Origin of the sequence: Bacillus chungangensis (genome assembly GCF_030812995.1) — a bacterium.
Classification (GTDB): domain Bacteria; phylum Bacillota; class Bacilli; order Bacillales; family Bacillaceae_C; genus Bacillus_CF; species Bacillus_CF chungangensis.
In genome coordinates this window covers 39,332-62,160 of record NZ_JAUSTT010000027.1, presented here as the reverse complement: position 1 = coordinate 62,160, position 22,829 = coordinate 39,332, and the positions used below count along the sequence as shown (strand labels likewise).

Genomic DNA, 22,829 nt, shown 5'->3' with positions numbered 1-22,829 from the left:
TCCCTGAAAGATGATCAGGTTGATAGGTCTGAGGTGGAAGTGTGGCGACACATGGAGCTGACAGATACTAATCGATCGAGGACTTAACCTATATAGTAATATTTTCCGGTTTTTACCATTTCTCCACTATCTAGTTTTGAGAGAATAAATTTATCATTTTTCTCTTGAAAAATCTTTAAAAGTAATTATAATAAGATATATTGTAATACAGGCTTCAAAAAATCATATAGCTATTTAAGTTAAATGAGCATAAGAAAGTCTGGTAATTATGGCGAGAAGGTCACACCCGTTCCCATCCCGAACACGGCAGTTAAGCTTCTCTGCGCCGATGGTAGTGGAGGATTTCCCTCCGCAAGAGTAGGACATTGCCGGGCTTTTTAATATTCCGCAGTAGCTCAGTGGTAGAGCTATCGGCTGTTAACCGATCGGTCGTAGGTTCGAATCCTACCTGCGGAGCCATTGCTTCCATAGCTCAGCAGGTAGAGCACTTCCATGGTAAGGAAGAGGTCATCGGTTCGAGCCCGGTTGGAAGCTTACATAAATGGATATACATACATAGCGGCCCCTTGGTCAAGCGGTTAAGACACCGCCCTTTCACGGCGGTAACACGGGTTCGAATCCCGTAGGGGTCATCTTTTGGAGGATTAGCTCAGCTGGGAGAGCACCTGCCTTACAAGCAGGGGGTCGGCGGTTCGATCCCGTCATCCTCCACCATCTTTATCATAAATGACAGATGCCGGCCTAGCTCAATTGGTAGAGCAACTGACTTGTAATCAGTAGGTTGGGGGTTCAAGTCCTCTGGCCGGCACCATTTTTTTAAAAAATACTTCATATTTTCATTAATAATATGGAGGGGTAGCGAAGTGGCTAAACGCGGCGGACTGTAAATCCGCTCCCTCAGGGTTCGGCGGTTCGAATCCGTCCCCCTCCATCCTAATATAAATGGGCTATAGCCAAGCGGTAAGGCAACGGACTTTGACTCCGTCATTCGTTGGTTCGAATCCAGCTAGCCCAGCCATAAAAAGAGCCATTAGCTCAGGTGGTAGAGCATCTGACTTTTAATCAGAGGGTCGAAGGTTCGAGTCCTTCATGGCTCATCAAAAAAGTGTTCTAAAGCAAAAAATTGCTTTTAGAACACTTTTTTTGTGCATACAAAACATTCTTGTTGCCTTGTTTTTCTAATATTCTTGTATATATATACAAAATATTGTCCAGTTGAGTCATCATCGTAAAATTGATTACAATATAAAAAGGAACTGTCATTATTACATCTTCGATCATATTATTTTACTTTTTCCAGACTTCCCTTCAAATTTTGATACAGGTCAAGGGTTGTATGCTTATTTAGCTAATATATTCTTTATATGAAGCTTGCAGTATTTATGAATTGAATAGTGACACGTTTGTGATGTGTAAAAAGAACGATCCTTCTTTCAAATGTGGATGAAAAAATCCTCTAAAATGAAACAAGGAGCAGTGTAGGAGGTTTGTCATGATGATCAAAAAAATATCAATTGTTGGAGTACCAATGGATTTAGGGCAAATGCGTCGAGGTGTAGATATGGGCCCTAGTGCGATTCGGTATGCGGGTGTAGTAGAACGACTAGAAAAGCTTGGCTATGAAATAAAAGATATTGGAGATATAGAAATTGGCGCAGCGGATCGAGGTCATGACTCTTCTAATAATCTTAGAAACTTGAAAGCGGTTGCTGAGGGGAATGAGCGGCTAGCTAAAAAAATAGATGGCATTATTCAACAAAATAGATTTCCTCTAGTGCTTGGTGGAGATCACAGTATTGCAATTGGTACATTAGCTGGTGTTGCCAAGCATTATAAAGAATTAGGTGTTATTTGGTACGATGCCCATGGTGATTTAAATACTGCAGATACTTCGCCAAGTGGCAACATTCACGGCATGCCCTTGGCAGCCAGTCTAGGATATGGACACCCGTCTCTTACAGAAATAGGAAAATATTCCCCGAAAATAAAACCAGAGAATGTTGTGGTGATAGGGGCTAGGGATTTGGACGATGGAGAAAAAGAATTTATTAAAGAAAACAATATAAAAGTGTATACCATGCATGAAATTGATCGCTTAGGAATGGCACAGGTGATGGAGCAAACAATCGATTATTTAAAAAATAGAACTGATGGCGTCCATTTATCCCTTGATTTAGATGGCCTAGACCCTAACGATGCTCCAGGAGTTGGAACCCCTGTTTTAGGCGGGATAAGTTATCGTGAAAGTCATTTAGCAATGGAGATGCTAGCAGAGTCTCATTTAATCACTTCCGCTGAGTTCGTCGAGATTAATCCGATTCTTGATAGGGAAAACCAAACAGCTAAAGTTGCTGTTGCATTAATGGGATCGCTATTTGGTGAAAAGCTCTTATAATTGACTGGATTTATCAAAAGCAGCTAATCTCCATTTAGAAATAAAGCATTCCTTTAGTTTTCCTTATATTCACTATATAAAGGCGAAGCCGATCCATTTATTTCGGCAGCGCCTTTTTTTCTATTCAAATTGCAGAAAAGCTGATGCTTTGACGGAAGTTTAACGATATCGTCTTTATCCCACATCTAACTGGCAGTGAGACCCCCACCTCGGGGAGTAAGAGGACTCGAAGAAGTCTAGGTGGGGATAACTGCCAGTAAATGTCCGATTGGTTCAACTAACCATCAGTGGGGGATGAGAGAACCCCCACTGATGGAAGTTTCACTTTATTTTCCTAATGAGAATTCGACTTTTGTTTTAAAGAAGTTACTGGTAAATACTATTTTTTTATAGAAATCAAACAATGATCACTTTAAATCTGATAGGATGGTAAATGGAATAATTTTTTTTTGAAACCTTTTTGCTATATATTCGTAAAAATGTATAGCCGCATAGAGCGGAGGGTAGGGGACAGAATGGACACACTTGTAAAAAAGAGAATAATGCAAGTCCTTAAAGGTGATCAAAACGCTTTTGGAGAAATCGTCGATTTATATAAAGATAAAGTTTTTCAAATTTGTTTTCGAATGCTTGGAAATCGTCATGAAGCAGAAGATATATCACAGGAGGCTTTTATACGCGCTTATGTAAATATCCAAACATTTGATCAATCACGGAAATTCTCGACTTGGTTGTATCGAATTGCGACTAATCTTTGTATTGATCGAATACGTAAAAAGAAACCTGACTATTACTTAGATGCGGAAATTGCAGGCACAGAAGGATTAACGATGTATTCCCAGATAGCAAGTGATGAAAAGCTTCCTATTGCACAAGTGGAAACGATGGAATTACAGGATATGATTCAGGAAGAGATACTAAAATTACCAGAAAAATATCGATCGGTTATCGTTTTACGATATATTGAAGAGCTTTCCTTAAAAGAAATAAGTGCTGTTTTAGACTTGCCGCTAGGGACCGTAAAAACCCGAATTCATAGAGGACGAGAAGCTTTACGGAAACAACTTCAGCATATTTAAGAAGGAGGAAAGGAAATTGAAACCTTGTCCTAACGAAATTGTTCTCTATATGCATGACTATTTAGATGGCGAAATTTCTTATGAGCATGAACAGTTGCTAAAGGAACATCTTCAGAAATGTGAAGATTGTCAAAAGCACTTTCATGAACTGAAAAAAACAATTGCTTTCGTCAAAAGTACTGCCAACATAGAGGCTCCAATTGGCTTTACCCAAAGCGTAATGGCAAGATTGCCTAAAGAAAAGAAAAAAGTTGGGATGAACCGCTGGCTGCGTCATCATCCATTTCTTGTTGCTGCTTCTCTGTTCATCGTTTTGATGGCAGGAAGTATGGTTTCTTCATGGTCAAAAGATCCAAACTTTTCATTTACTAAGCAGCCTAATCTGGTAGTGGAAAATCATACGGTTATCGTTCCCGAGGGTGAAGTAATTAAAGGTGATATTGTTGTAAAAAATGGCGATATCCGAATCGAGGGAGAAGTTCAAGGTGATATCACTGTTATTAATGGAGAAAAGTACATGGCTTCTGCCGGCAATGTGACAGGTGAAATTGAGACCATCAATCAAATATTTGATTGGATATGGTATAAAATGAAGAGCACAGCGAAAGAGGTTGTTGAATTAATTGATTAAAAACAACTATTTTCGTGTTTTTTGAATTTCATTATGTTTAAAAAAAGTCCGTTTTTCAAAAAAAGCGGACTTTTAGATAAAAATAATGATACAGCTCACAGCTGTATTTTTTTGCTTAAAAACAACCATGTATGACCATTATAATAAGAATCGCTAACATTTAACAATCAGTCTTCTTTTTAACCTTTATATGAAATATGCTATAATATAAAAGCTATCTCATATAAAGAGGATTTTAAACTAAGAAAAAGGAATCAGAAGGGGAGAGCGTACCCAGCTGATTATTTAAAAAGCATTCGCTTTGTACGGCTGTGATGAAAAAAAAAATGGAGGATAAACGATGCCGTTTGCAAACTTCACAATATTGGACTATCTTTCCAATATCGTTGATATATTCCTGGTATGGTTCGTAATTTACAAACTCATTATGGTCATCCGTGGAACAAAAGCCGTGCAACTTTTAAAAGGAATATTCGTCATTATTATTGTAAGAAGTTTGAGCGGTTTTCTTGGATTCCACACGTTAAGTTGGATGATGGAACAAGCATTGACATGGGGGTCTATTGCTGTCATTATCATTTTTCAACCAGAGCTTCGTCGTGCCCTTGAACAATTGGGACGAGGTAGACTATTCTCAAGGTCAGGCACTCAAGAAGAGGAAGAGCAAAAGCATATTATTGAAGCCATTACTAAATCTGTTAATTATATGGCGAAAAGGCGGATAGGCGCCTTAATTTCAATTGAGAGAGAAACAGGAATGAGCGATTATATTGAGACAGGGATACCACTGAACTCTACAATATCATCTGAGCTTCTCATTAATATTTTCATTCCTAATACACCGTTGCACGATGGTGCTGTCATCATTCAAAAAAAAGAAATAGCTGCAGCAGCTTGTTATTTGCCTTTATCAGAAAGCCCTTTTATTTCTAAGGAATTGGGTACAAGACATCGGGCAGCATTGGGTATAAGTGAAGTGACAGACAGCTTGACGATTATTGTTTCGGAGGAAACTGGCAGTGTATCGATTACAAAAAATGGCGATCTTCACAGAGACCTAGATACAGATGTTTTCCGAGAAATGTTAGAGAAAGAGCTTAGTGCTTCTATGAGAGCAAAACAAGCTTCCTCATCAATTTTAAGGAGGGGGAAGAAGCAAAATGGATAAATTTATGGACAGTAAATGGTTCATGAGAATCGTTGCCATGCTTTTAGCTGTACTTCTTTACACCTCTGTAAATTTTGATGAGCAAGAAATTACTAGAAGAAATGGGTTTACACAGCAGCGTGATACAGAAACAATTCAAAATGTTCCTGTCGAAGTTCACTATGATGAAGAAAATCTCGTTGTCACTGGTGTTCCACATACTGTTAACGTTATCGTAGAAGGCCCAAAAAGCATCGTTCAATCAACGAAAGCGCTAAGAGACTTTACAGTATTTGTTGATTTGGCCGATGCACAGATTGGCAATCAAATAGTAAGAATGGAACACCAAAATATATCAGATAAACTGAAGGTAAAAATAGATCCTTCTCAAATAGAAGTGTCTGTACAAGAGAAAGTAACCAAAGAATTTAAAGTAGATGCAGAAATTAACAAAAATGTTGTCGCTAAAGGGTATGAAACGGATTCACCTATTGTTGAACCAGCAACAGTGAATGTTACAGGGGCAAAAGACGTTATTGAAAAAATCTCTTTTGTAAAAGCAACGTTGAATGTCAACGGCGAGATGAAGAACACGTTTACTCGAGAAGCGAAAGTGCAAGTTCTTGATCGCGATTTAAATAAATTGGATGTCGTTGTCGAGCCGCAATCCGTACGGTTAAAGGTTCCTGTACGCAGTTTAAGCAAGAAAATTCCTTTAGGAATTAAAGAAACAGGATTACCAAAAGAAGGCTATCAAATTAAAAACATCACATTTAACCCAAAAGAACTGATCCTTTTTGGCAATGAAGAGGCATTAAATAAATTAGATAATATTCAAGTGGAGGTTGATGTCAATAATATTGACAAAGATACAGATCTAGAAATCCCGATTAGTCTCCCAAATGGAATCTATAAAACAGAGCCTGAAAAAATGACTGTGAAGGTAGAAGTAGTAAAAACGGAAGTAGAAGATCCTATAGAAACTCGAACTTTGTCTAACCTAGCTATTCATGGACTAGGGGTGACAGATGATTTTGAACTACAATTTGTTCAGCCAGCAGATGGCAAAGTTGACATGGAGGCAAGCGGCTTGAGCGAATTGGTAAAAGGATTGCAGCCAGAGCAGATTGAGATATTTTTTAATGCAGCTGGCTTAGAACTGGGAGAGCATGAAGTAGACTTGCAAGTAAAAGCGCCAAATGGCATCTCTTGGAAATTATCGGAAAATAAAGCTAAAATTCGGTTAATAGAAAAAGAAAGCAGCAGTGCTTAAACACTGATCTTAATCGAAGAAGGAGCGAAATGAAGTATGGGTAAATATTTTGGAACTGATGGAGTCAGGGGCGTTGCAAACGCAGAGTTAACCCCTGAGTTAGCTTTCAAGTTAGGCCGTTATGGCGGTTATGTGTTAACGAAAGATAAGCAACGACCAAAAGTGATGATTGGCCGTGATACAAGAATTTCTGGCTATATGTTAGAGGGGGCTCTAGTTGCAGGCTTGCTCTCGATCGGAGCAGAGGTAATGAGGCTCGGTGTTATTTCAACTCCGGGTGTCGCCTACTTGACGAAAGCATTGGGTGCACAAGCAAGCGTAATGATTTCAGCTTCTCATAATCCAGTTCCAGATAACGGCATTAAGTTTTTTGGACCAGATGGATATAAGCTTTCAGATGAACAAGAAGCAGAAATTGAGAAGTTATTAGAACTAGAGCAAGATGACCTTCCACGTCCGGTTGGAGAGGCTCTCGGACAAGTTAATGATTATTTTGAAGGCGGTCAAAAGTACTTGCAATTTTTAAAGCAAACGGTTGATGATGACTTTTCTGGCATCCATGTCGCTCTCGACTGTGCTCATGGAGCTACATCATCCTTAGCAACCCATTTATTTGCTGATTTAGATTGCGATTTATCCACGATGGGCAATTCTCCAAATGGATTAAATATTAACGATGGTGTAGGTTCTACTCATCCAGAGGCTTTGGCACAACTTGTGAAAGAGAAAGAGGCAGATGTTGGTCTCGCGTTTGATGGAGATGGAGATCGTTTGATTGCAATTGATGAGAATGGCAATGTGATTGATGGAGATCAAATCTTATATATTTGTGCCAAGTATATGAAAAAAGAAGGCACCCTTAAAGCAGATACAGTCGTCTCAACTGTAATGAGCAACCTTGGATTTTATCAAGCTTTGGAAGAGCTCGAAGTCAAGAGTGTTCAAACTGCTGTAGGTGATCGTTATGTTGTGGAAGAGATGAAAAAAAGCGGCTATAACCTAGGTGGTGAACAGTCAGGCCATATTGTCTTTCTTGATTACAATACAACTGGAGACGGTCTTCTAACCGGATTACAGCTCGTGAATATCATGAAGCAAACAAAAAAACCATTATCTGAGCTTGCTAAGGAAATGACGAAATACCCTCAAAAGCTTGTGAACATACGGGTTACTGATAAACACCATGTAACGGACAATAAAAGGGTGAATGAAGTCATTACTCAAGTAGAGACAGAAATGGCAGGCAATGGCCGCGTCCTTGTCCGTCCTTCTGGTACCGAACCGCTAGTGCGTGTCATGGTAGAAGCGGTTACTCCTGAAGATTGTAATATTTATGTAGAACGAATTACAAAAGTTGTGAAAGAAGAAATGGGATTGGACGATTAACTGTATTTTAGAGTAAATTCCATTAGTTGGGATTTCCCATACTGAGAATCTCAGCTATTACACAAGCTTCCTTGAAAAAAGGAAACCGCTTTTTCTTGAAATGAAGAAGTTTTCTTTTATCCTGAATCGATGCTTCTAACTCTTAGGGGGTTAGAGGTGGAAATCAAGCCACCTGACTTCAAATGAATATTAGGCGAGTTTTAGTCTCTCCTGTTTCGAATATAGATGCATATGAACAAGTAAAAGACCTTCCATTGTGAAGGTCTTTTGTTATCAGTTCAATTAGGCTTACGCTTTGTTTCAATGAGGAAATGTATAGATGTCGGCAATGATGTTGGTGCGATTTTTTCTGCATATATAGAAAATTAGCTAGATGATGTTAATAGAAGTGCAAGAGAATGAAGCGTTTATATATATTAATCCTATATTGTCATCCGAAGCGCCTTAAAGGGCGTAAGGCATTTGGCTTCTGTTTTTGTCATTACTACTATCTCCATGAAAAAAGGTGGAAAGAATTTAGCAAAAAGTGTTATTAAAATGTATTAAATCTCTATCCGGTCGTAATATAAAGGTTAATAAATCGTTACGATTGCTAGGACTATTTTCAATCCTGCTTATTTCATTACTTGCTTTGTATTTGTTTTAGGCTCTATTATACGCTGCAACTGCAGAATCATGTTTTTCTCATCAATCTTCCCTCGTGTTAAAGCATTTAAACGTGTTCACTCATAAATATTATCTGCATTTTTATATCGCATTTTTTCAGATTTGGTTTTATTCTCTATTATCTTTTCTTCCTCTGTGACTGAACTGAAAATGTTATCATTGTTTACTTTTATTTCTTCTTCGTAGTGAGGTTGATTACTCATCTTTTCACCTCCATTTTCCGATAAAATTAATATTATGTTTACCAAATGGAAATAAAATATGTATGTTAGCGTTTCCTGTAATTAAAGATTTTTAAAGCATTCGTTCTATAAAGATATATTCATAACATACGCTCTTTCCATTCTTCACTTAATATTTGTTGGTTTTATGATCTTGAAAATCGCTTAAACTTCAAATAATCAACTCCTATATTTTTTACTGACTATAAATTCTGATGATTGAAAATAATTTGTAATATTGTATACTTGTATTACGACTTATAAAAGCGCTTTCATTTTTAAAGAAAGGAGATTTGGTAAAATGAAAAAAATCTATTACTGTATTATTTTGATGATTGCCTTGCTATTTATAAGTGCCTGCAACAAAAATGCTTCCGGTGAAAAGAAAAAAACACAGTTTTTAACGATCGCAACTGCTTCAACTGGAGGCACGTATTATCCAATTGGTGTTGGAATGGGAAATCTTTGGTCAGAAAAACTATATAGTGAAGGAATAAAAGCTAGTGGACAATCATCGGCGGGCTCAATAGAAAATATTGATTTAATTAAAAATGACGAGGCACAATTAGCAATTTTACAAGGTTTAATTGGCGTACAAGCCTATACTGGAAAAGAAAGCTTTAAGGGAGAACCTTATCTTGAATTAAGAGCTATATCTATGCTTTGGCCGAATGTCGAACATTTTGTGTTAATGGATGAGAAAATAAAATCAGGCACGATTAGCGATATGAAAGGAACTTCATTTTCTGTTGGCCCCCAAGCGAGTGGTACGGAACAATCTACTCTCGTTATGATGGAAGGAATAGATCTAACAAAAGATAATATTAAATCAGAATATTTAGGTTACGACGATACTATTTCAGCGATGCGTGATGGACGTCTTGATGGCGGATCATTAGGTGCAGGAGTTCCAGTATCTGCTATTACCGATATGTATGCAAGTGGGGTAAAAGCTTCTATTTTAGAAGTAACGGATGAGCAATTGAATAAAATAAATGAGATATATCATACATGGTATGAGTTTATTATTCCTAAAGGTACTTATCCGAAACAAGAGGAAGATATTAAAACAATTGCACAACCAAACTTTTTAGCAGCATCAAAGAAATTAGATGAACATACCGTTTATTTATTAACGAAAACGCTATATGAAAATCTAGACTTTATGTATGAATCACATCATTCAGCCAAAAATATGAAGTTAGAAACGGCCTTGGACGGTCTTCCAGTTCCCTTGCATATTGGCGCCTATAAATATTTTAAAGAAGTTGGCCTTGAAATTCGTGATGAATTAATTCCACCAGAAGCACGATAATTTTAAAAAAGGAAAACTGCAAGGATTCCTGCTAGTTTTTATAAAGAGGGGGAGAATGGATGTTGTCTTTAAAACAAGATAGAAGTAAAACAATAGATAAAGAAGCAAGTAATGCTGTGAGAAAATTGAGCGGAGGTTATTACAACTTTTTCTTCATCTCAGCAGCTGGATTATCGATATTTTCTATTTATATAAATGGTTTTACGAATACACAAGAAATTTATCGTAATATCATTTTTGTTGGTTTCTTAATGCTGCTTACATTTCTTTTGTACCCATCGGGAAAAAAATCTGTAAATAGTAAGATGTCGCTTATGGATATTATTTTTACAATCTTTGGACTAGCTGGCATCGGTTATATTTTATTTTATTACTCCATCATTCATATAGAGCGCCATTCACAAGCTATTCTAACGGACTATATATTTGCAATAATCACAATGATCGTTCTTTTGGAAGCGGCAAGAAGAACGATAGGGATATTTATCCCTCTGCTATCTGTTATTGCGATTATTTACGCGTTATTTGGGCCTTATTTTCCAGGTATGTTCTCGCATTCTGGTTTTACGATAAAACGGTTCCTTTATAGAATGTATATGACAAGCGAAGGAATTTTTGGGATTACATTGTCTATAGCATCTACTTATATTGTTTTGTTTATTTTGTTTGGAGCATTTTTGTCCGCAAGCGGCGCATCAAAGTTTTTTAATGATTTATCATTGGCCATTGCTGGTCAAAAAAGGGGAGGGCCTGCACAAGTTGCGGTTATTTCAAGTGCGCTAACAGGGTCATTAAGCGGAAGTGCGGTTGCGAATGTTGCGACTACAGGAACCTTTACAATCCCGCTGATGAGAGGTATCGGACTTTCACCTCGGTTTGCAGGGGCAGTGGAAGCGGCTGCTTCCACCGGTGGAATGATGATGCCGCCAATTATGGGAGCAGCGGCATTTATTATGGCGGGATTTTTAGGTGTTTCATACACAGTCGTTATTTTAGCAGCCATTATTCCAAGTATTCTTTACTATGGGTCATTAATTATCGCAATTGATTTAGAAGCGAAAAAACTAGGGTTAAAGGGGGTTAGTAAGGATTCTATTCCTAAAGTATGGAATGTCATAAAGGATAGCGGAGCTTTAGGTTTACCGATAATAGTCGTTATCAGTACATTATTAATGGGGAAAACACCGCTTTTCGCAGGCTTTGCAGGTATTATATCTGTGATTGCGGCAAGTTGGCTAACAAAAAATAAAGAAAATCGCATCACAATGAAGAAGGCTTTTGCAGCGCTTGTTGATGGAGCAAAGGGCAGTATTCAAGTAGGTATAGCATGTTCAGCAATTGGAATCATCATTGCAGTTGTTACAATGACAGGGCTAGGTTCTACGATAGCCTTTAACATATTGGCAGTTTCTGGAGGAACCTTATGGATCATATTATTATTAGTCATGTTTACATGCATCGTCTTAAGTATGGGCCTGCCTTCAACCGCCCTTTATATAGTAGTTGCAGTTACTGCAGCCCCTGCTTTAATCAATGCAGGCGTACATCCTGTTGCAGCCCATTTCTTTGTATTTTGGTTTGGAGCACTTTCAAATGTAACGCCCCCTGTCGCTTTAGCTTCTTATACTGCCGCTGGCATTGCAGGTGCAGATGCAATGAAAACATCTTGGACAGCTCTGCGCTTAACATTGCCAGGGTTTATTATTCCGTTCATGATTGCTTATAACCCGATTATGATTATGCAGTCGCCTGATGGAAATGAAATTGCTGTAATTGAGGTTATACTTGTGTTAATAAGTGGTATTTTAGGTATTTTTTCATTAGCTGTAGCAATAAATAATTTCTTTTCTACTCGATTTTATTTGATTGAAAGAATTGGATTCTTTGGAAGTTCGCTGCTCTTAATCAAACCTGGATTGGCTACCGATATCGTTGGAATATCGGTTATGGCTCTCTTGGTTGTGATCAATATTGGAAGAGCGAGAAAAACTTCGACTGCTACAACAGCTGCTTAAGAGACTCATCACTTCTAGGAGGAGAAATGGATGGTATCTCCAATTCAAAGAAAAAAAATATCAGAACAAATCGCAATAGAATTAAAAAAATTGATAAAAGAAAAAAGGTTTCCCCCCGGAAGTAAACTTCCATCAGAAAATGAATTAGCAAAAATGTTTGGTGTCAGCAGGTCTCCTGTTCGTGAAGCGTTAAGTGTTCTTGAGGCTAGTGGATTAGTAGATTCTAAACAAGGCGGGGGCAACTATGTTACAGAAGTAAATTTAGTGAATTTATTGGATTCGTATATGTTTGAAGTGATCGATGTAAAAGAAGTTTTTTATTTACTAGAAATGAGAACAATTGTAGAATCCGAGGCAGCAGCACTTGCTGCAATCAGATGGAAAGACGATGATTTATTGGCGATAAAAAAAGCTTTAGATGAATTTGCTATAACAATGGAAGATGAACAATCTATTGGGCATGAGGCAGACTTTGCATTCCATCATGAGGTTGTAAAAGCATCTTACAATCCATTTTTATTACATTCAGTAGATAGCCTGCGAGATTTATACGAAAAAACGCTCAATTTTTCACTCAAACAAAACATTGGAATGCCACGAAAAAGAGAGCAAGTTCTTTCGGAACACTTAGCTATTTTTAAATCTATAGAAAGTCGCGATAGTAAAGCTGCTGCTTATAATATGAAACGGCATCTCATCAATACAAGAATCAAGCTTGGCGACGAAAGCATTAGTACGATAGAAATTGAACTGATATAGCTATGGAATGATTATGAATAATGATTCCATGTTCTTGATATATTTCATCCTGCTATTAATGACAGGAGCACGACAAGGAATATGCAATGATCTATTTGTGGAAAAAGCATATACTTACTAACTTAAAAATGCTAGAGGAGGCAGCTAAATGGGGAAGTTGTCCAAAGAGTTTATCGCGGAAATGAAGAAAGTGATGACGAGTGAGAAGAGAATTTTACAAATCGAGTCTGATCTATACAGTTATTCCTTTGATGCATCCTTCGGTACATATCGACCTGATTTGGTTTTACAGCCTATTTCAACGGAAGAAACGGCAGGGATTGTACGGTTAGCGAACAGATTTAAAACGCCAATTTACCCACGTGGAAGTGGAACTAGCTTGAGTGGAGGCCCCTTGCCGGTTCATGGAGGAATCGTTCTCGATTTTTCGCAATGGGATGATAAATTAATTATTAATGCCGAAGATTTAATTGCTACAGTTTCTCCAGGAGTGATAACTGCCAAAATCAATGAAAAGGCGAACGAATGGGGATTAATGTATCCACCAGATCCAAGCAGTGCCCATGTTTCTACCATTTCCGGGAATTTGGCTGAAAATGCAGGAGGACCACGAGGGTTAAAATACGGTGTGACAAAAGATTATGTCATTGGTTTGGAAATAGTAACACCTGAGGGTGATATTATGAGAACGGGCGGGAAAACAGTCAAAAATGCAACAGGATATGACTTAACGAAATTAATCGTTGGTTCTGAGGGCACTCTAGGTATTATTACGGAAGCAACACTTCGACTCATACCTAAACCTCTTTCGTCTAAAACAATCATGGTGTTATTTGATGATCTTGTTGATTCCGGCCGCGTTATTTCTAAAGTCTTAAGTTCTGGCATTTTTCCCTCAAAGATGGAGATAATGGACCGAGCTTCTATCATCGCAGTAGAAGCGTATCAACCGATGGGCTTGCCGATGGATATAGAGGCCATTGTACTGTTAGAGCTTGACGGTCATCCGGAAGCGATTGAAGCAGAAGTGAAAAAAGTAAAAGGAACGTGCTTGGAAGTTGGTGCACGAGATATTGTCATCGCAAAAGATGACGAGCATGCCCGCGAATTATGGAAAGCAAGGCAATTGGTTTCTCCTGCAATCGTCAGGAGGAAGCCGACGAAAATCTCCGAAGATGCAACAGTACCAAGAAGTCAAATACCAGAAATGTTTAGAAGATTAAAAGAAATTGAAAATAAATATCAAATCGAGTTAGTTGTTTTTGGACATGCTGGCGACGGTAATTTGCATCCAAACATTATAACAGATGAACGGGATATAGAAGAAATGAAGCGTGTAGAAAAGGCAGTAGAAGAGATCTTTAAAGCAGCAATTGAACTAGGTGGAACGTTATCAGGGGAACACGGAATTGGCAATATGAAATCCCCTTTTATGGAAATGGAGCTAGGAAGAACAGGACTAGAGATGATGAAGCGGATAAAGCAAGCATGGGACCCTAATAACATATTAAATCCAGGTAAGATTTTTCCTGAGCCTGGACAAAAGTTAGTGTTAACAAATGGGTAATCACGAAAAACTGCGTCAAAAACTAGCATATCATGAAACATTTAGTTGTGTTCAATGCGGCTACTGCTTACCGTCGTGTCCTACCTATGTAACAATGGGGAAAGAAACACATTCCCCTCGCGGACGTATTCATTTAGTGAAAATGGCTGCGGAAGGGAACATTTCTCTCGAAGCATTAAAAGAACCGATCGATTTATGTCTTGGGTGTAGAGCTTGCGAAACAGCATGTCCAACAAATGTGCAGTACGGAAAGATTTTAGCGTCAGCAGTGGAAGCATTGTCTGACTATAACAAACAGAAACGTACTGTTGCCGAGAAAGTCATTAGAAAGCTTGTCTTTGCACATATGTTCCCTTATCGAAACGTACTTCATTTCATCGGTTCAGGATTATCTTTATATCAACATACACGGTTCGATCAATTAGCTCGTAAATTGGGTATAACAACCATCTTGCCAAAGCCTTTACAGGAGATGGAAAAGGCTGTACCCCTCATACCAAAAAAAGCGAAACGCAAGCAAAAAAGAATGAAGGAAGCAGAGCAGCCTCGCTATAAGATCGGGTTTTTTGTCGGTTGTGTGATGGATGTTTTTTTTTCAAAAGTGAATGATTTAAGTATGAAATTATTAACTGCTGCCGGCTGTGAAGTTATTTTATTAAAAGAACAAACTTGCTGTGGAGCATTACATCACCATATTGGGGAAAAAGAAATGGCAATCAATCTTGCAAAGAAAAATATCGAAGTCTTTGAACGGCATGAGTTTGATTACGTGGTGAACAGCATCGGGGGATGTGGTGCGATGCTTATCGAATATCATCATTTGTTTGATCACAAAGATGAATGGTATATGCGAGCAAAACAATTTTCAGAAAAATGTGTAGATGCGACTATTATATTAGCACAATTAGAACTGCCTTTTAAGACCCCCATTCGGAAGAATGTCACTTATCAACCTTCATGTCATTTGAAAAATGTTCAAAAAGTATCGGATGAACCAATTGCACTTATTAATAGAATTCCTGGCATGACGTATACACCAATGAAAGAGATGGATATGTGTTGTGGATCTGCTGGAATTTATAACATGATGCATTACGATGAAGCAATGGACATATTGGATCGAAAAATGAGGATAATCCACGAAATAATGCCAGAAGTCATCGTAACGACTAATCCTGGCTGCCATTTACAAATGATGCATGGAGTTAGAAGAGAAGGCTTACAAAACAACATAAAAGTCGTTCATCTCATTGAATTATTAGCGGAAAGCTGTGAAGTAGATAATATAATAGGAGAGAATAAGGATGTATGATTTTATTATCATTGGTGGAGGAATTGTTGGATTATCTGTTGGAATGGAAATTTGCAGTAAATATTCGTCCGCAAAACTTCTCATCATTGAGAAAGAAAAAAAGCTAGCACAACATCAAACTGGTCATAATAGTGGTGTCATTCATTCAGGAATTTATTATAAGCCCAACAGTTATAAAGCATTGTTTGCAAAAAAAGGCAGTAACTCAATGCGAGATTTTGCCTTACAGCATGGATTAAATTATGATATTTGCGGGAAAGTAATCGTTGCTTCTAACGAAAGCGAACTTCCTTTATTAGATCATTTATTTAAACGTGGTTTGCAAAATGGACTCGATATTCAGGCTTTAAATAAGGAAGAACTACATGAAAAAGAGCCATATGTAAATGGCGTGAAGGCGATCCATGTTCCGATGGCGGGAATTATTGATTACAAACAAGTTTCCGAAAAAATGGCGGACTTGATTCAAGCCAAAGATGGAGAAATCATGTTGGCAGAAGAGGTAAAGAAAATCGTTGAAACAGAAGACGAAGTAATAGTAGAAACAGAGCAGAAAACGTTTAAGAGCAAGTTCTTAATTAATTGTGCAGGTTTGCAAAGCGACCGCATTGCAATGTTAGCCGGGTATGATGCAGACATGAAGATCGTTCCTTTTCGTGGGGAGTACTATAAGTTGAAGCCAGAAAAACGTTATCTCGTCAATCACTTAATCTATCCTGTGCCCAACCCTGATTTTCCATTTTTAGGGGTTCATTTTACAAGAATGATTAGTGGCGAAGTAGATGTAGGTCCAAATGCTGTTCTTGGACTAAAAAGGGAAGGGTATCGCAAAACAGATTTTCATATAAAGGATGTTGCTGAAGTGACGATGTACCCTGGCTTTTGGAAGCTTGCGAAAAAATATATGAAAGAAGGAATAGATGAAATGGTTCGTTCCTTCAGTAAGAAAAAGTTTGTCGAGAGTGTCCAAGTATTAATGCCAGATATCGAGGCGGATGATTTGGTTGCAGCCGAAGCTGGGGTAAGAGCACAGGCTTTACGAAGTGACGGTAGCTTAGTAGATGATTTTTTTATTATTAATGGAAAAAATAGTATTCATGTTTGCAATGCTCCATCACCAGCAGCAACTGCAGCGATTGAAATCGGCAAGGAAGTATGTAAACAGATTCCAGAACAATTATTCCTAAAAATACAATCAAGTTAGGACTATATTTCTTTCCAAGAAAGGGGATATTGTTCGTTTAATGGGATAAAAGAGAAGACTGTTTTCCTATCCGCTCATCATTCTTTTAGAATAAACTTTAGATTATATTTGTTAATTCATTCGCTGCTGCAAATTACTTTGTATAATAGCATTAATAAAGGTTCACATTGAAGGGGATGAAGGAATGTCTAAGCATCTAAATTCGCTTGCTTTAGCAGCACTAATCTTTTATTTCATCATAACGAAGATTTGGGCTGAATCTGTATGGCCCATCATTTTCTTAGCTGTAGCAGGTGCATGTATGGTGTTGCGATTTTGGCAGGAAACGAAAGGGTTGTCTCTTTATCATTTTTTATCTTCGATAGGCGCCTTTATTGTTGCCTCCCTCTTCGCTTCGTTTTGTATCATCATTGGGGGTGGAATTGTCGGCCAATCAGTTGCTAACGTTTTTTTAAAGGCAGTCTTTGAACTTGTGTATACTTTTATTGTCATTGCGTTCTGGATACTTGTTCTTAATCGCTTTATAGCGGGTTTAATTTTAAAGCAATCATGAGAAACAGTGGGGCAAAGCTGTGATCCCCACTGTCAAAGAACGTTCTCTCTCTTAAAAAAGCTTCACGTCGCAAGCATCTAAAAACCATTTTGGTACGAAAAATCTTGCTGTAAGTTTTGGATCAACGATTTGGGATATTTGTGTCTGCCCAATGGCACTCATTAACATCGTTAACTCACTCAAGCTCATGTCAAGATGGGGAAGTAAAAGATCTATCATCTCTTCAACAGCGGTCTTGATGGCGTCATCCAAAGTATCAGCGGAAACGAGTACACTAACACCTTCGTCATTGACTACGACAGGATGACGTAAATTTTTCGCTTTCAAGACATCTACTGTTAAGTCAACTTTGCCGCCGATCTCAATCCCAGAAGCGCCGATTTCCCCGTCTCCCATTGCTGCATGCATGTCTCCAAGACCGAACAAAGCACCTTCGTGAAAGACAGGAAAATAAATAGTCGCTCCTTCTGTAATAAGCTTCGTATCTAGGTTTCCCCCATGATTTCCAGGCGTTCCACATGGCACTGCTTCTTTCTCAGGAGCAACGCCGATCACACCGATCATTTTATTTAATGGAATATGCACCTTGTCGTTAAAAATGGCTTTGCCATCTTTAATGGGAACCATTTTTACGTCAAATCCATCGATTCGATGCCCCATAACACCAATATTGGCGCCTGTCACTAGAACACCGCGGTCATGGATGTCAATGTGATGAATCGTGACAGCAAGTGCATCTCCAGGTTGTGCTGTTTCTACGTAGATCGGTCCAGTTGCAGGGTTAATTCGATTCCAATCAATCCCGCTAATATTGGTGTCACTGGATGTAATTTGATTTTCAAAGCAGTCGTATGTTTCCACTGTCAGGCGTTCCCCCGGTTTTGTATGGAAAACTGGCTGATGATCTTTACTAAAGGAATAAATTGGTTTTCCAAGCTTTACGACTTGATTCATGATTTGTTTTCCCCTTTCATCCACAGTTTTAATGGATTCATTATTTGTATCGGTCTAATATTTCTGACTATTTAATGTTTAGCGCCAATTAAACAAGTTGTTTTTCATAAAAACAGCCCGACTAAAAACATCTTAGCAAATTCCTGTGTAAATATGAATTAGTTGCCTAGAATTAACCCTATTAACAGACTTTTATAGAATGAATACTTACATACACTATTTTCTAAAAATAATCCATTATGAGCACGCTTTATTTTGGTATAGTAAACGTAGTGAATTCTAATGATAGAAGGGATATATCAGAGAGGAGGCTACGGATGTTTTATTTATGCAATAGAGTTCGAAAAAAATGGAAAAAGCAAATAAGTGAATCCGCTCACGAGGCAACGCCAGGAAAAGAAGCATCGTTTTCGTTTATCGATTCATATGTGAAAGGAAAACGAATTGTCATGTTAGGCGAAAGCAGTCATGGTGTAGGTGATTATCAAACGGCAAAAATAGAGCTCATTCGCTATCTTCATGATAACCATGGTTTTCATGTCGTCGTTTTAGAGAACGGATTCATGGAAACAACATTATGTCATGATTTATTATCTGAATATTCGCTAGAAAAAAAGGTTCAAACTGCATGTTTAGATATTTACCATACGGAAGAAATGCTGCCTCTTTTTGATGTTGAGTGGGGAAAAAGGCTTCACCTAACCGGAATGGATGTGCAACCTACTTATCCTAATGTCTCCAGACATGTACAAATGTGGCTGCAGAAAAATGTTGATTTGACTATAAGCGAAGAATACAAGGAACTGGATAAACGCTTTTTTGATTTAGACGAACAAATTCGCTTGAAAGTAAAAAAGAGGCAAAAGCCGCAAGTTGAGGACACTATGCATCGCTACGAACGTTTCTTAGCACTTTTTGATGAATACATAAATGCCCATCAGGATCATCATCCGCGAATGCTCAAGGCCATACGGCGCGGCATTCTCAATCGAATTGAGTGGCTGCAAGTATGTATGAAAGGGTATTTTTCATCTGGGGCATTAAGAAGCGCCTTTATGTTTAAAAATCTAGAATGGCTCATCGAAGATTATTATAAAGACGAAAAGATGATAATCTGGGCTCATAATTACCATATAACAAAGTCTAGGACCATTGCTAATTGGCTGATAAAGATGAAGCCCGTTGGAGAAGCACTTACAGAAAAGTATCATGATGAAGTGTATTGTATTGGACTCTATGCTGGAAGCGGAGAAATGGCAAGTTATTTGCGTGTGAATCTGGGAGTAGCAGATTTAAAGAAGCGTTATCTTGAGTCATTGTTTTACAAGTTGTATTCAGGGTATTTATTTCTAGATTTAACAGGTGCAAGAGAGTCTAGCAAGCGTATGTGGTATCAACGAAAATGGGAATTACTTGAGATGGGAAAATACCCAAAAAGAATGTCACCGCAACAGGCCTACGATGCGATTCTTTTTATCAATGAAGTTTCCGTCCCAACTTATTTACCCGTACCGAACAGAGATGATAAAGATGTGTAAAAGATGCTTGTTGAAGTCTAATAAAGCGATTAAACTTTTAAGAGAGACAGTAAATAAAGCAGTTGCTATCTCATATTAGCAAATGGTATAGATTCCAAATATTAATAGTTATGTTAGCCTTTAAGAAAATGAATTCATAGGGGAGATTTCCATGGATAAAAAAGCAGTATTATATAATTTGGAAGAATATGATGATCCTGTTTTATATGATAACGAAAATGACATGATAGCTGAGATTTCCTTTCTATTAAATTTGGTTGAGAAATCAAACGGAATCATCATTGATTTAGCTTGTGGGACAGGAAGAGTGACTATTCCCTTGGCGTGTAAAGGATTCAAAATGATTGGCGTTGATTTGCATAAAGGGATGTTAGAACAAGCAAAAAAGAAGTCAAATAAAGAAAATATACAAATTCAATGGATACAACAAGATTGCACAAAACTCGCTCTCAATGTAAAGAGTCATTTCATCTATATGGTTGGAAATTCGTTTCAGCACTTTCTAACAAATGATGCTCAAGACCGGCTTTTAACATCGGTCAATCAACATTTAGAAAATAACGGAATCTTTATCTTTAATACAAGATTTCCTAGCAAAGAAGAATTACTCCAGCCAAATAGCGAGGAATATTGGAGAACATATAAGGATAAAGAAAGTGGTTTGTTAGTCGATGTTTATACGATTAGCAATTATGATTCACTGAACCAAATTCAGCATTATCAAACAAATAGGAAATATAAAAGTGAACAAGGTTTTGTTGTAAAAGAGAAAAGTACGAATATAAGCTTGCGATATGTCTTTCCAAAAGAGATGGAACGCTTATTGTCTCATAATGGATTTGAAATTGAACATATATATAAGGATTGGAATCAAACTCCTATTTCAAACGATAGCGATGAGATGGTTTATGTCTGCAAGAAAATAAGATAACGATTTCGATTAACGACAACTAGCGGGTGTTTCATCGTTTTACATGGATAAGAAAATACTGCTAAAAGGAAGTACACTTTATAAAGCAAACAAAAAAATACTGTTCATGCATTTTTAACATGAAGGAGTGTTTTTTTGAGATTTGCTTCTTAAAGTGTTATTTTATTTTTCGAGGAGCATCAATAAGTTAAATTTGTTGTTCAAAAAGACTTTGACCAAGTGACAAATCGCCGTTCCTGTACAGACGGGTGTTTCATAAATTGTCCATGAGGAGTATACTGAAATAGAATGTTCATTCATTTTTTATAAGAATTTGTTTTTAAAAAGTCTTATGAAATTTCCACATTAGACAAGACCTCACCTCAAATTAAAGGAATCGTAGAAGTCCATACAGGAATAACCGGAAAGTCAAATATCCAATTGATCCGGGTGTCTATGGGATAGGGAAAGCTCCCGAAGCAATAAGAACATCCGTGTTTTTAACGTGAGATGATAAAATAATCCCGCTTATAGAATTCCATAAAAATTTCCTGATGCACCACCTACATATTATGGTACTTATTTTCAAAATGAATTTAATAGGTTATGAAATTTTTGTTTTTTGAAGTGAGATGATTAGTAGGCTAGTATAAAAGGAAACGATCAAATATTTGAACTATCCGGCAAACAGGTGAGGATAGGCTTCACTTGATTGGAAGATTCTTATTGATCCATGAGACAACTGTTAGCTAATTTGAGCTATCGTACATGCAACTAAAGGAGAAAGAGAAAATGGATAAGAAAAAAGTCATCGTCTTTACCGGGGGTGGAACTGCAGGTCATGTTACCCCTAATATCGCGATCATGAACGCTCTTGATCAAGAACGGTGGACGTTTCATTATATCGGATCTCATCAAGGTATTGAAAAAGAGTTAATAACGAATAACGGAGTTCCATATCATGGAATTTCCAGTGGGAAGCTTAGGAGATATATAGACTTAGAGAATATAAAAGACCCATTTCGTGTTTTAAAAGGAATATGGGAAGCAAGAAAAATCCTTCAATCTTTAAAACCTCAAGTTGTTTTTTCAAAAGGGGGGTTTGTATCCGTACCAGTTGTCATAGCCGCTAAAACGTTAGGCATTCCTGTGTTTTTACACGAAAGTGACATTACCCCCGGTTTGGCTAATAGAATAGCGAAGTGGTTTGCCGCAAAGATTTTTACTTCTTTTGAAGAGACAGCAGCCTATTTTCCAAAAAAGAAAACGTATGTAGTGGGATCACCGATTCGGGAGGATTTATTTTTAGGAGATACAGAAAAAGGTAAAGCGTTGATGGGTTTTTATGACGATCGTCCTATTCTTACGATTATGGGAGGAAGTCTTGGTTCTAAAAGGATCAATGAAGCTGTGAGAGAGGTGCTGCCGGAATTATTGAAAGAATTTCAGGTCATGCATCTATGTGGGAAAGGAAATATCGAGCGCAAGCTGGAGATCGTATCTGGCTACAAGCAAGTAGAATATCTTCATGATGAACTTCCTGATATTCTAGCTGCCACAGATTATGTGATTACTAGAGGCGGGTCCAACGCTATATTTGAGTTTTTGTCTTTGCATAAACCAATGTTGATCATTCCTTTGCCTGAAAACCAAAGTAGGGGCGATCAAATTCTAAATGCTAAATCCTTTGCCAAGAATGGATTTTGTCTATTTCTCGAGGAGAAAAATTTAGTTACGTCAAGCCTTTTAGCACACTTGCGCAAGCTCCAGCGGGAAGCGAACGACATGAAACAAAAAATGGGTGAGTATGATAAGAAAGATGCCGTCGCACTATTGGCAGCCGCAATCAATGAAATCGATCACTAAAAAAGTTTCAGAACCGAGTAGACGACCCGGAATATGCC

Annotated in this window: 18 protein-coding genes, 8 tRNA genes and 2 rRNA genes; 26 read left to right on the top strand and 2 right to left on the bottom strand. The window is 37.7% G+C overall.

Annotated features, from left to right (window positions below; translation table 11 throughout):
- The 16 genes from J2S08_RS18390 to glmM all read left to right on the top strand — a co-directional run.
- A 23S ribosomal RNA gene (locus tag J2S08_RS18390) occupies window positions 1-91 on the top strand; the annotation flags it as partial.
- Between the two features lie 167 nt (window positions 92-258).
- Window positions 259-374: ribosomal RNA gene (gene rrf, locus J2S08_RS18385) — 5S ribosomal RNA — on the top strand.
- A gap of 10 nt (window positions 375-384) precedes the next feature.
- Window positions 385-459: transfer RNA gene (locus J2S08_RS18380), tRNA-Asn, on the top strand.
- 2 nt (window positions 460-461) lie between these two features.
- Window positions 462-534 (top strand) — tRNA-Thr (locus J2S08_RS18375).
- A gap of 26 nt (window positions 535-560) precedes the next feature.
- Window positions 561-632, top strand: a tRNA-Glu gene (locus tag J2S08_RS18370).
- A 6-nt stretch (window positions 633-638) separates the two neighbouring features.
- A tRNA-Val gene (locus tag J2S08_RS18365) sits at window positions 639-714 on the top strand.
- Between the two features lie 21 nt (window positions 715-735).
- A tRNA-Thr gene (locus J2S08_RS18360) sits at window positions 736-811 on the top strand.
- A gap of 38 nt (window positions 812-849) precedes the next feature.
- Window positions 850-931: transfer RNA gene (locus J2S08_RS18355), tRNA-Tyr, on the top strand.
- A gap of 12 nt (window positions 932-943) precedes the next feature.
- Window positions 944-1,018 (top strand) — tRNA-Gln (locus J2S08_RS18350).
- 6 nt (window positions 1,019-1,024) lie between these two features.
- A tRNA-Lys gene (locus J2S08_RS18345) sits at window positions 1,025-1,097 on the top strand.
- Window positions 1,098-1,498: 401 nt separating this feature from the next.
- Complete coding sequence (gene rocF / locus J2S08_RS18340) at window positions 1,499-2,395, top strand: arginase (RefSeq protein WP_307232148.1); 897 nt, start codon at window positions 1,499-1,501, stop codon at window positions 2,393-2,395.
- A 515-nt stretch (window positions 2,396-2,910) separates the two neighbouring features.
- Entirely contained in the window at window positions 2,911-3,474 is a 564-nt protein-coding gene (sigW, locus tag J2S08_RS18335; protein WP_307232146.1) for an RNA polymerase sigma factor SigW, read from the top strand.
- Between the two features lie 16 nt (window positions 3,475-3,490).
- Entirely contained in the window at window positions 3,491-4,105 is a 615-nt protein-coding gene (locus J2S08_RS18330) for an anti-sigma factor family protein (protein ID WP_307232145.1), read from the top strand.
- A gap of 340 nt (window positions 4,106-4,445) precedes the next feature.
- Entirely contained in the window at window positions 4,446-5,273 is an 828-nt protein-coding gene (gene cdaA / locus J2S08_RS18325) for a diadenylate cyclase CdaA (RefSeq protein ID WP_307232143.1), read from the top strand.
- Window positions 5,266-6,525: a CdaR family protein gene (locus J2S08_RS18320; protein WP_307232141.1), complete on the top strand. Its 1,260-nt coding sequence runs from the start codon at window positions 5,266-5,268 to the stop codon at window positions 6,523-6,525. Before cdaA ends, J2S08_RS18320 begins: the two co-directional genes overlap by 8 nt.
- Before the next feature lie 36 nt (window positions 6,526-6,561).
- Entirely contained in the window at window positions 6,562-7,911 is a 1,350-nt protein-coding gene (gene glmM / locus J2S08_RS18315; RefSeq protein WP_307232139.1) for a phosphoglucosamine mutase, read from the top strand.
- 722 nt (window positions 7,912-8,633) lie between these two features.
- Here glmM and J2S08_RS18310 read toward each other — a convergent pair.
- A complete protein-coding gene (locus tag J2S08_RS18310; RefSeq protein WP_307232138.1) occupies window positions 8,634-8,780 on the bottom strand; it encodes a hypothetical protein in 147 nt (48 codons plus the stop codon).
- Between the two features lie 319 nt (window positions 8,781-9,099).
- Here J2S08_RS18310 and J2S08_RS18305 point away from each other — a divergent pair, with 319 nt between their 5' ends.
- The 7 genes from J2S08_RS18305 to J2S08_RS18275 all read left to right on the top strand — a co-directional run bounded on the left by J2S08_RS18305 (window position 9,100) and on the right by J2S08_RS18275 (window position 17,523).
- Entirely contained in the window at window positions 9,100-10,113 is a 1,014-nt protein-coding gene (locus tag J2S08_RS18305) for a TAXI family TRAP transporter solute-binding subunit (protein WP_307232136.1), read from the top strand.
- 59 nt (window positions 10,114-10,172) lie between these two features.
- A complete protein-coding gene (locus tag J2S08_RS18300) occupies window positions 10,173-12,128 on the top strand; it encodes a TRAP transporter permease (protein ID WP_307232134.1) in 1,956 nt (651 codons plus the stop codon).
- A gap of 30 nt (window positions 12,129-12,158) precedes the next feature.
- Entirely contained in the window at window positions 12,159-12,887 is a 729-nt protein-coding gene (locus tag J2S08_RS18295; RefSeq protein ID WP_307232132.1) for a FadR/GntR family transcriptional regulator, read from the top strand.
- Window positions 12,888-13,035: 148 nt separating this feature from the next.
- Complete coding sequence (locus tag J2S08_RS18290) at window positions 13,036-14,454, top strand: FAD-binding oxidoreductase (RefSeq protein ID WP_307232130.1); 1,419 nt, start codon at window positions 13,036-13,038, stop codon at window positions 14,452-14,454.
- Window positions 14,447-15,766 (top strand): (Fe-S)-binding protein, encoded by a 1,320-nt coding sequence (locus J2S08_RS18285; RefSeq protein WP_307232128.1) that lies wholly within the window; start codon window positions 14,447-14,449, stop codon window positions 15,764-15,766. Before J2S08_RS18290 ends, J2S08_RS18285 begins: the two co-directional genes overlap by 8 nt.
- The gene (gene lhgO, locus J2S08_RS18280) at window positions 15,759-16,970 is read left to right on the top strand and encodes an L-2-hydroxyglutarate oxidase (RefSeq protein ID WP_307232126.1); all 1,212 of its coding nucleotides are present in this window, start codon (window positions 15,759-15,761) and stop codon (window positions 16,968-16,970) included. The genes J2S08_RS18285 and lhgO overlap by 8 nt, the downstream gene beginning before the upstream one ends.
- A gap of 184 nt (window positions 16,971-17,154) precedes the next feature.
- The gene (locus tag J2S08_RS18275; RefSeq protein ID WP_307232124.1) at window positions 17,155-17,523 is read left to right on the top strand and encodes a hypothetical protein; all 369 of its coding nucleotides are present in this window, start codon (window positions 17,155-17,157) and stop codon (window positions 17,521-17,523) included.
- A 51-nt stretch (window positions 17,524-17,574) separates the two neighbouring features.
- Here the strand turns inward: J2S08_RS18275 and J2S08_RS18270 are convergent, their stop codons facing one another.
- Entirely contained in the window at window positions 17,575-18,477 is a 903-nt protein-coding gene (locus J2S08_RS18270; RefSeq protein ID WP_307232122.1) for an acetamidase/formamidase family protein, read from the bottom strand.
- 317 nt (window positions 18,478-18,794) lie between these two features.
- On the opposite strand from J2S08_RS18270, the gene J2S08_RS18265 reads away from it, so the two are divergent.
- From J2S08_RS18265 to J2S08_RS18255, 3 genes are all read left to right on the top strand, one after another.
- Complete coding sequence (locus J2S08_RS18265; RefSeq protein ID WP_307232120.1) at window positions 18,795-20,015, top strand: erythromycin esterase family protein; 1,221 nt, start codon at window positions 18,795-18,797, stop codon at window positions 20,013-20,015.
- Between the two features lie 151 nt (window positions 20,016-20,166).
- A complete protein-coding gene (locus J2S08_RS18260; protein ID WP_307232118.1) occupies window positions 20,167-20,946 on the top strand; it encodes a class I SAM-dependent DNA methyltransferase in 780 nt (259 codons plus the stop codon).
- A gap of 771 nt (window positions 20,947-21,717) precedes the next feature.
- On the top strand, window positions 21,718-22,791 hold the full coding sequence (locus tag J2S08_RS18255) for an undecaprenyldiphospho-muramoylpentapeptide beta-N-acetylglucosaminyltransferase (protein ID WP_307232117.1): 1,074 nt from the start codon (window positions 21,718-21,720) through the stop codon (window positions 22,789-22,791).
- Window positions 22,792-22,829: the final 38 nt, after the last annotated feature.

Bases quoted from the DNA above. Each gene is read 5' to 3' on its own strand.
- lhgO (WP_307232126.1), top strand. From the start codon at position 15,759: ATGTATGATTTTATTATCATTGGTGGAGGAATTGTTGGATTATCTGTT.
- J2S08_RS18285 (WP_307232128.1), top strand. From the start codon at position 14,447: ATGGGTAATCACGAAAAACTGCGTCAAAAACTAGCATATCATGAAACA.
- sigW (WP_307232146.1), top strand. From the start codon at position 2,911: ATGGACACACTTGTAAAAAAGAGAATAATGCAAGTCCTTAAAGGTGAT.
- J2S08_RS18270 (WP_307232122.1), bottom strand. From the start codon at position 18,477: ATGAATCAAGTCGTAAAGCTTGGAAAACCAATTTATTCCTTTAGTAAA.
- J2S08_RS18260 (WP_307232118.1), top strand. From the start codon at position 20,167: ATGGATAAAAAAGCAGTATTATATAATTTGGAAGAATATGATGATCCT.
- J2S08_RS18295 (WP_307232132.1), top strand. From the start codon at position 12,159: ATGGTATCTCCAATTCAAAGAAAAAAAATATCAGAACAAATCGCAATA.
- J2S08_RS18320 (WP_307232141.1), top strand. From the start codon at position 5,266: ATGGATAAATTTATGGACAGTAAATGGTTCATGAGAATCGTTGCCATG.
- J2S08_RS18290 (WP_307232130.1), top strand. From the start codon at position 13,036: ATGGGGAAGTTGTCCAAAGAGTTTATCGCGGAAATGAAGAAAGTGATG.
- J2S08_RS18275 (WP_307232124.1), top strand. From the start codon at position 17,155: ATGTCTAAGCATCTAAATTCGCTTGCTTTAGCAGCACTAATCTTTTAT.
- J2S08_RS18310 (WP_307232138.1), bottom strand. From the start codon at position 8,780: ATGAGTAATCAACCTCACTACGAAGAAGAAATAAAAGTAAACAATGAT.
- glmM (WP_307232139.1), top strand. From the start codon at position 6,562: ATGGGTAAATATTTTGGAACTGATGGAGTCAGGGGCGTTGCAAACGCA.
- cdaA (WP_307232143.1), top strand. From the start codon at position 4,446: ATGCCGTTTGCAAACTTCACAATATTGGACTATCTTTCCAATATCGTT.
- J2S08_RS18300 (WP_307232134.1), top strand. From the start codon at position 10,173: ATGTTGTCTTTAAAACAAGATAGAAGTAAAACAATAGATAAAGAAGCA.
- J2S08_RS18305 (WP_307232136.1), top strand. From the start codon at position 9,100: ATGAAAAAAATCTATTACTGTATTATTTTGATGATTGCCTTGCTATTT.
- J2S08_RS18265 (WP_307232120.1), top strand. From the start codon at position 18,795: ATGTTTTATTTATGCAATAGAGTTCGAAAAAAATGGAAAAAGCAAATA.
- J2S08_RS18255 (WP_307232117.1), top strand. From the start codon at position 21,718: ATGGATAAGAAAAAAGTCATCGTCTTTACCGGGGGTGGAACTGCAGGT.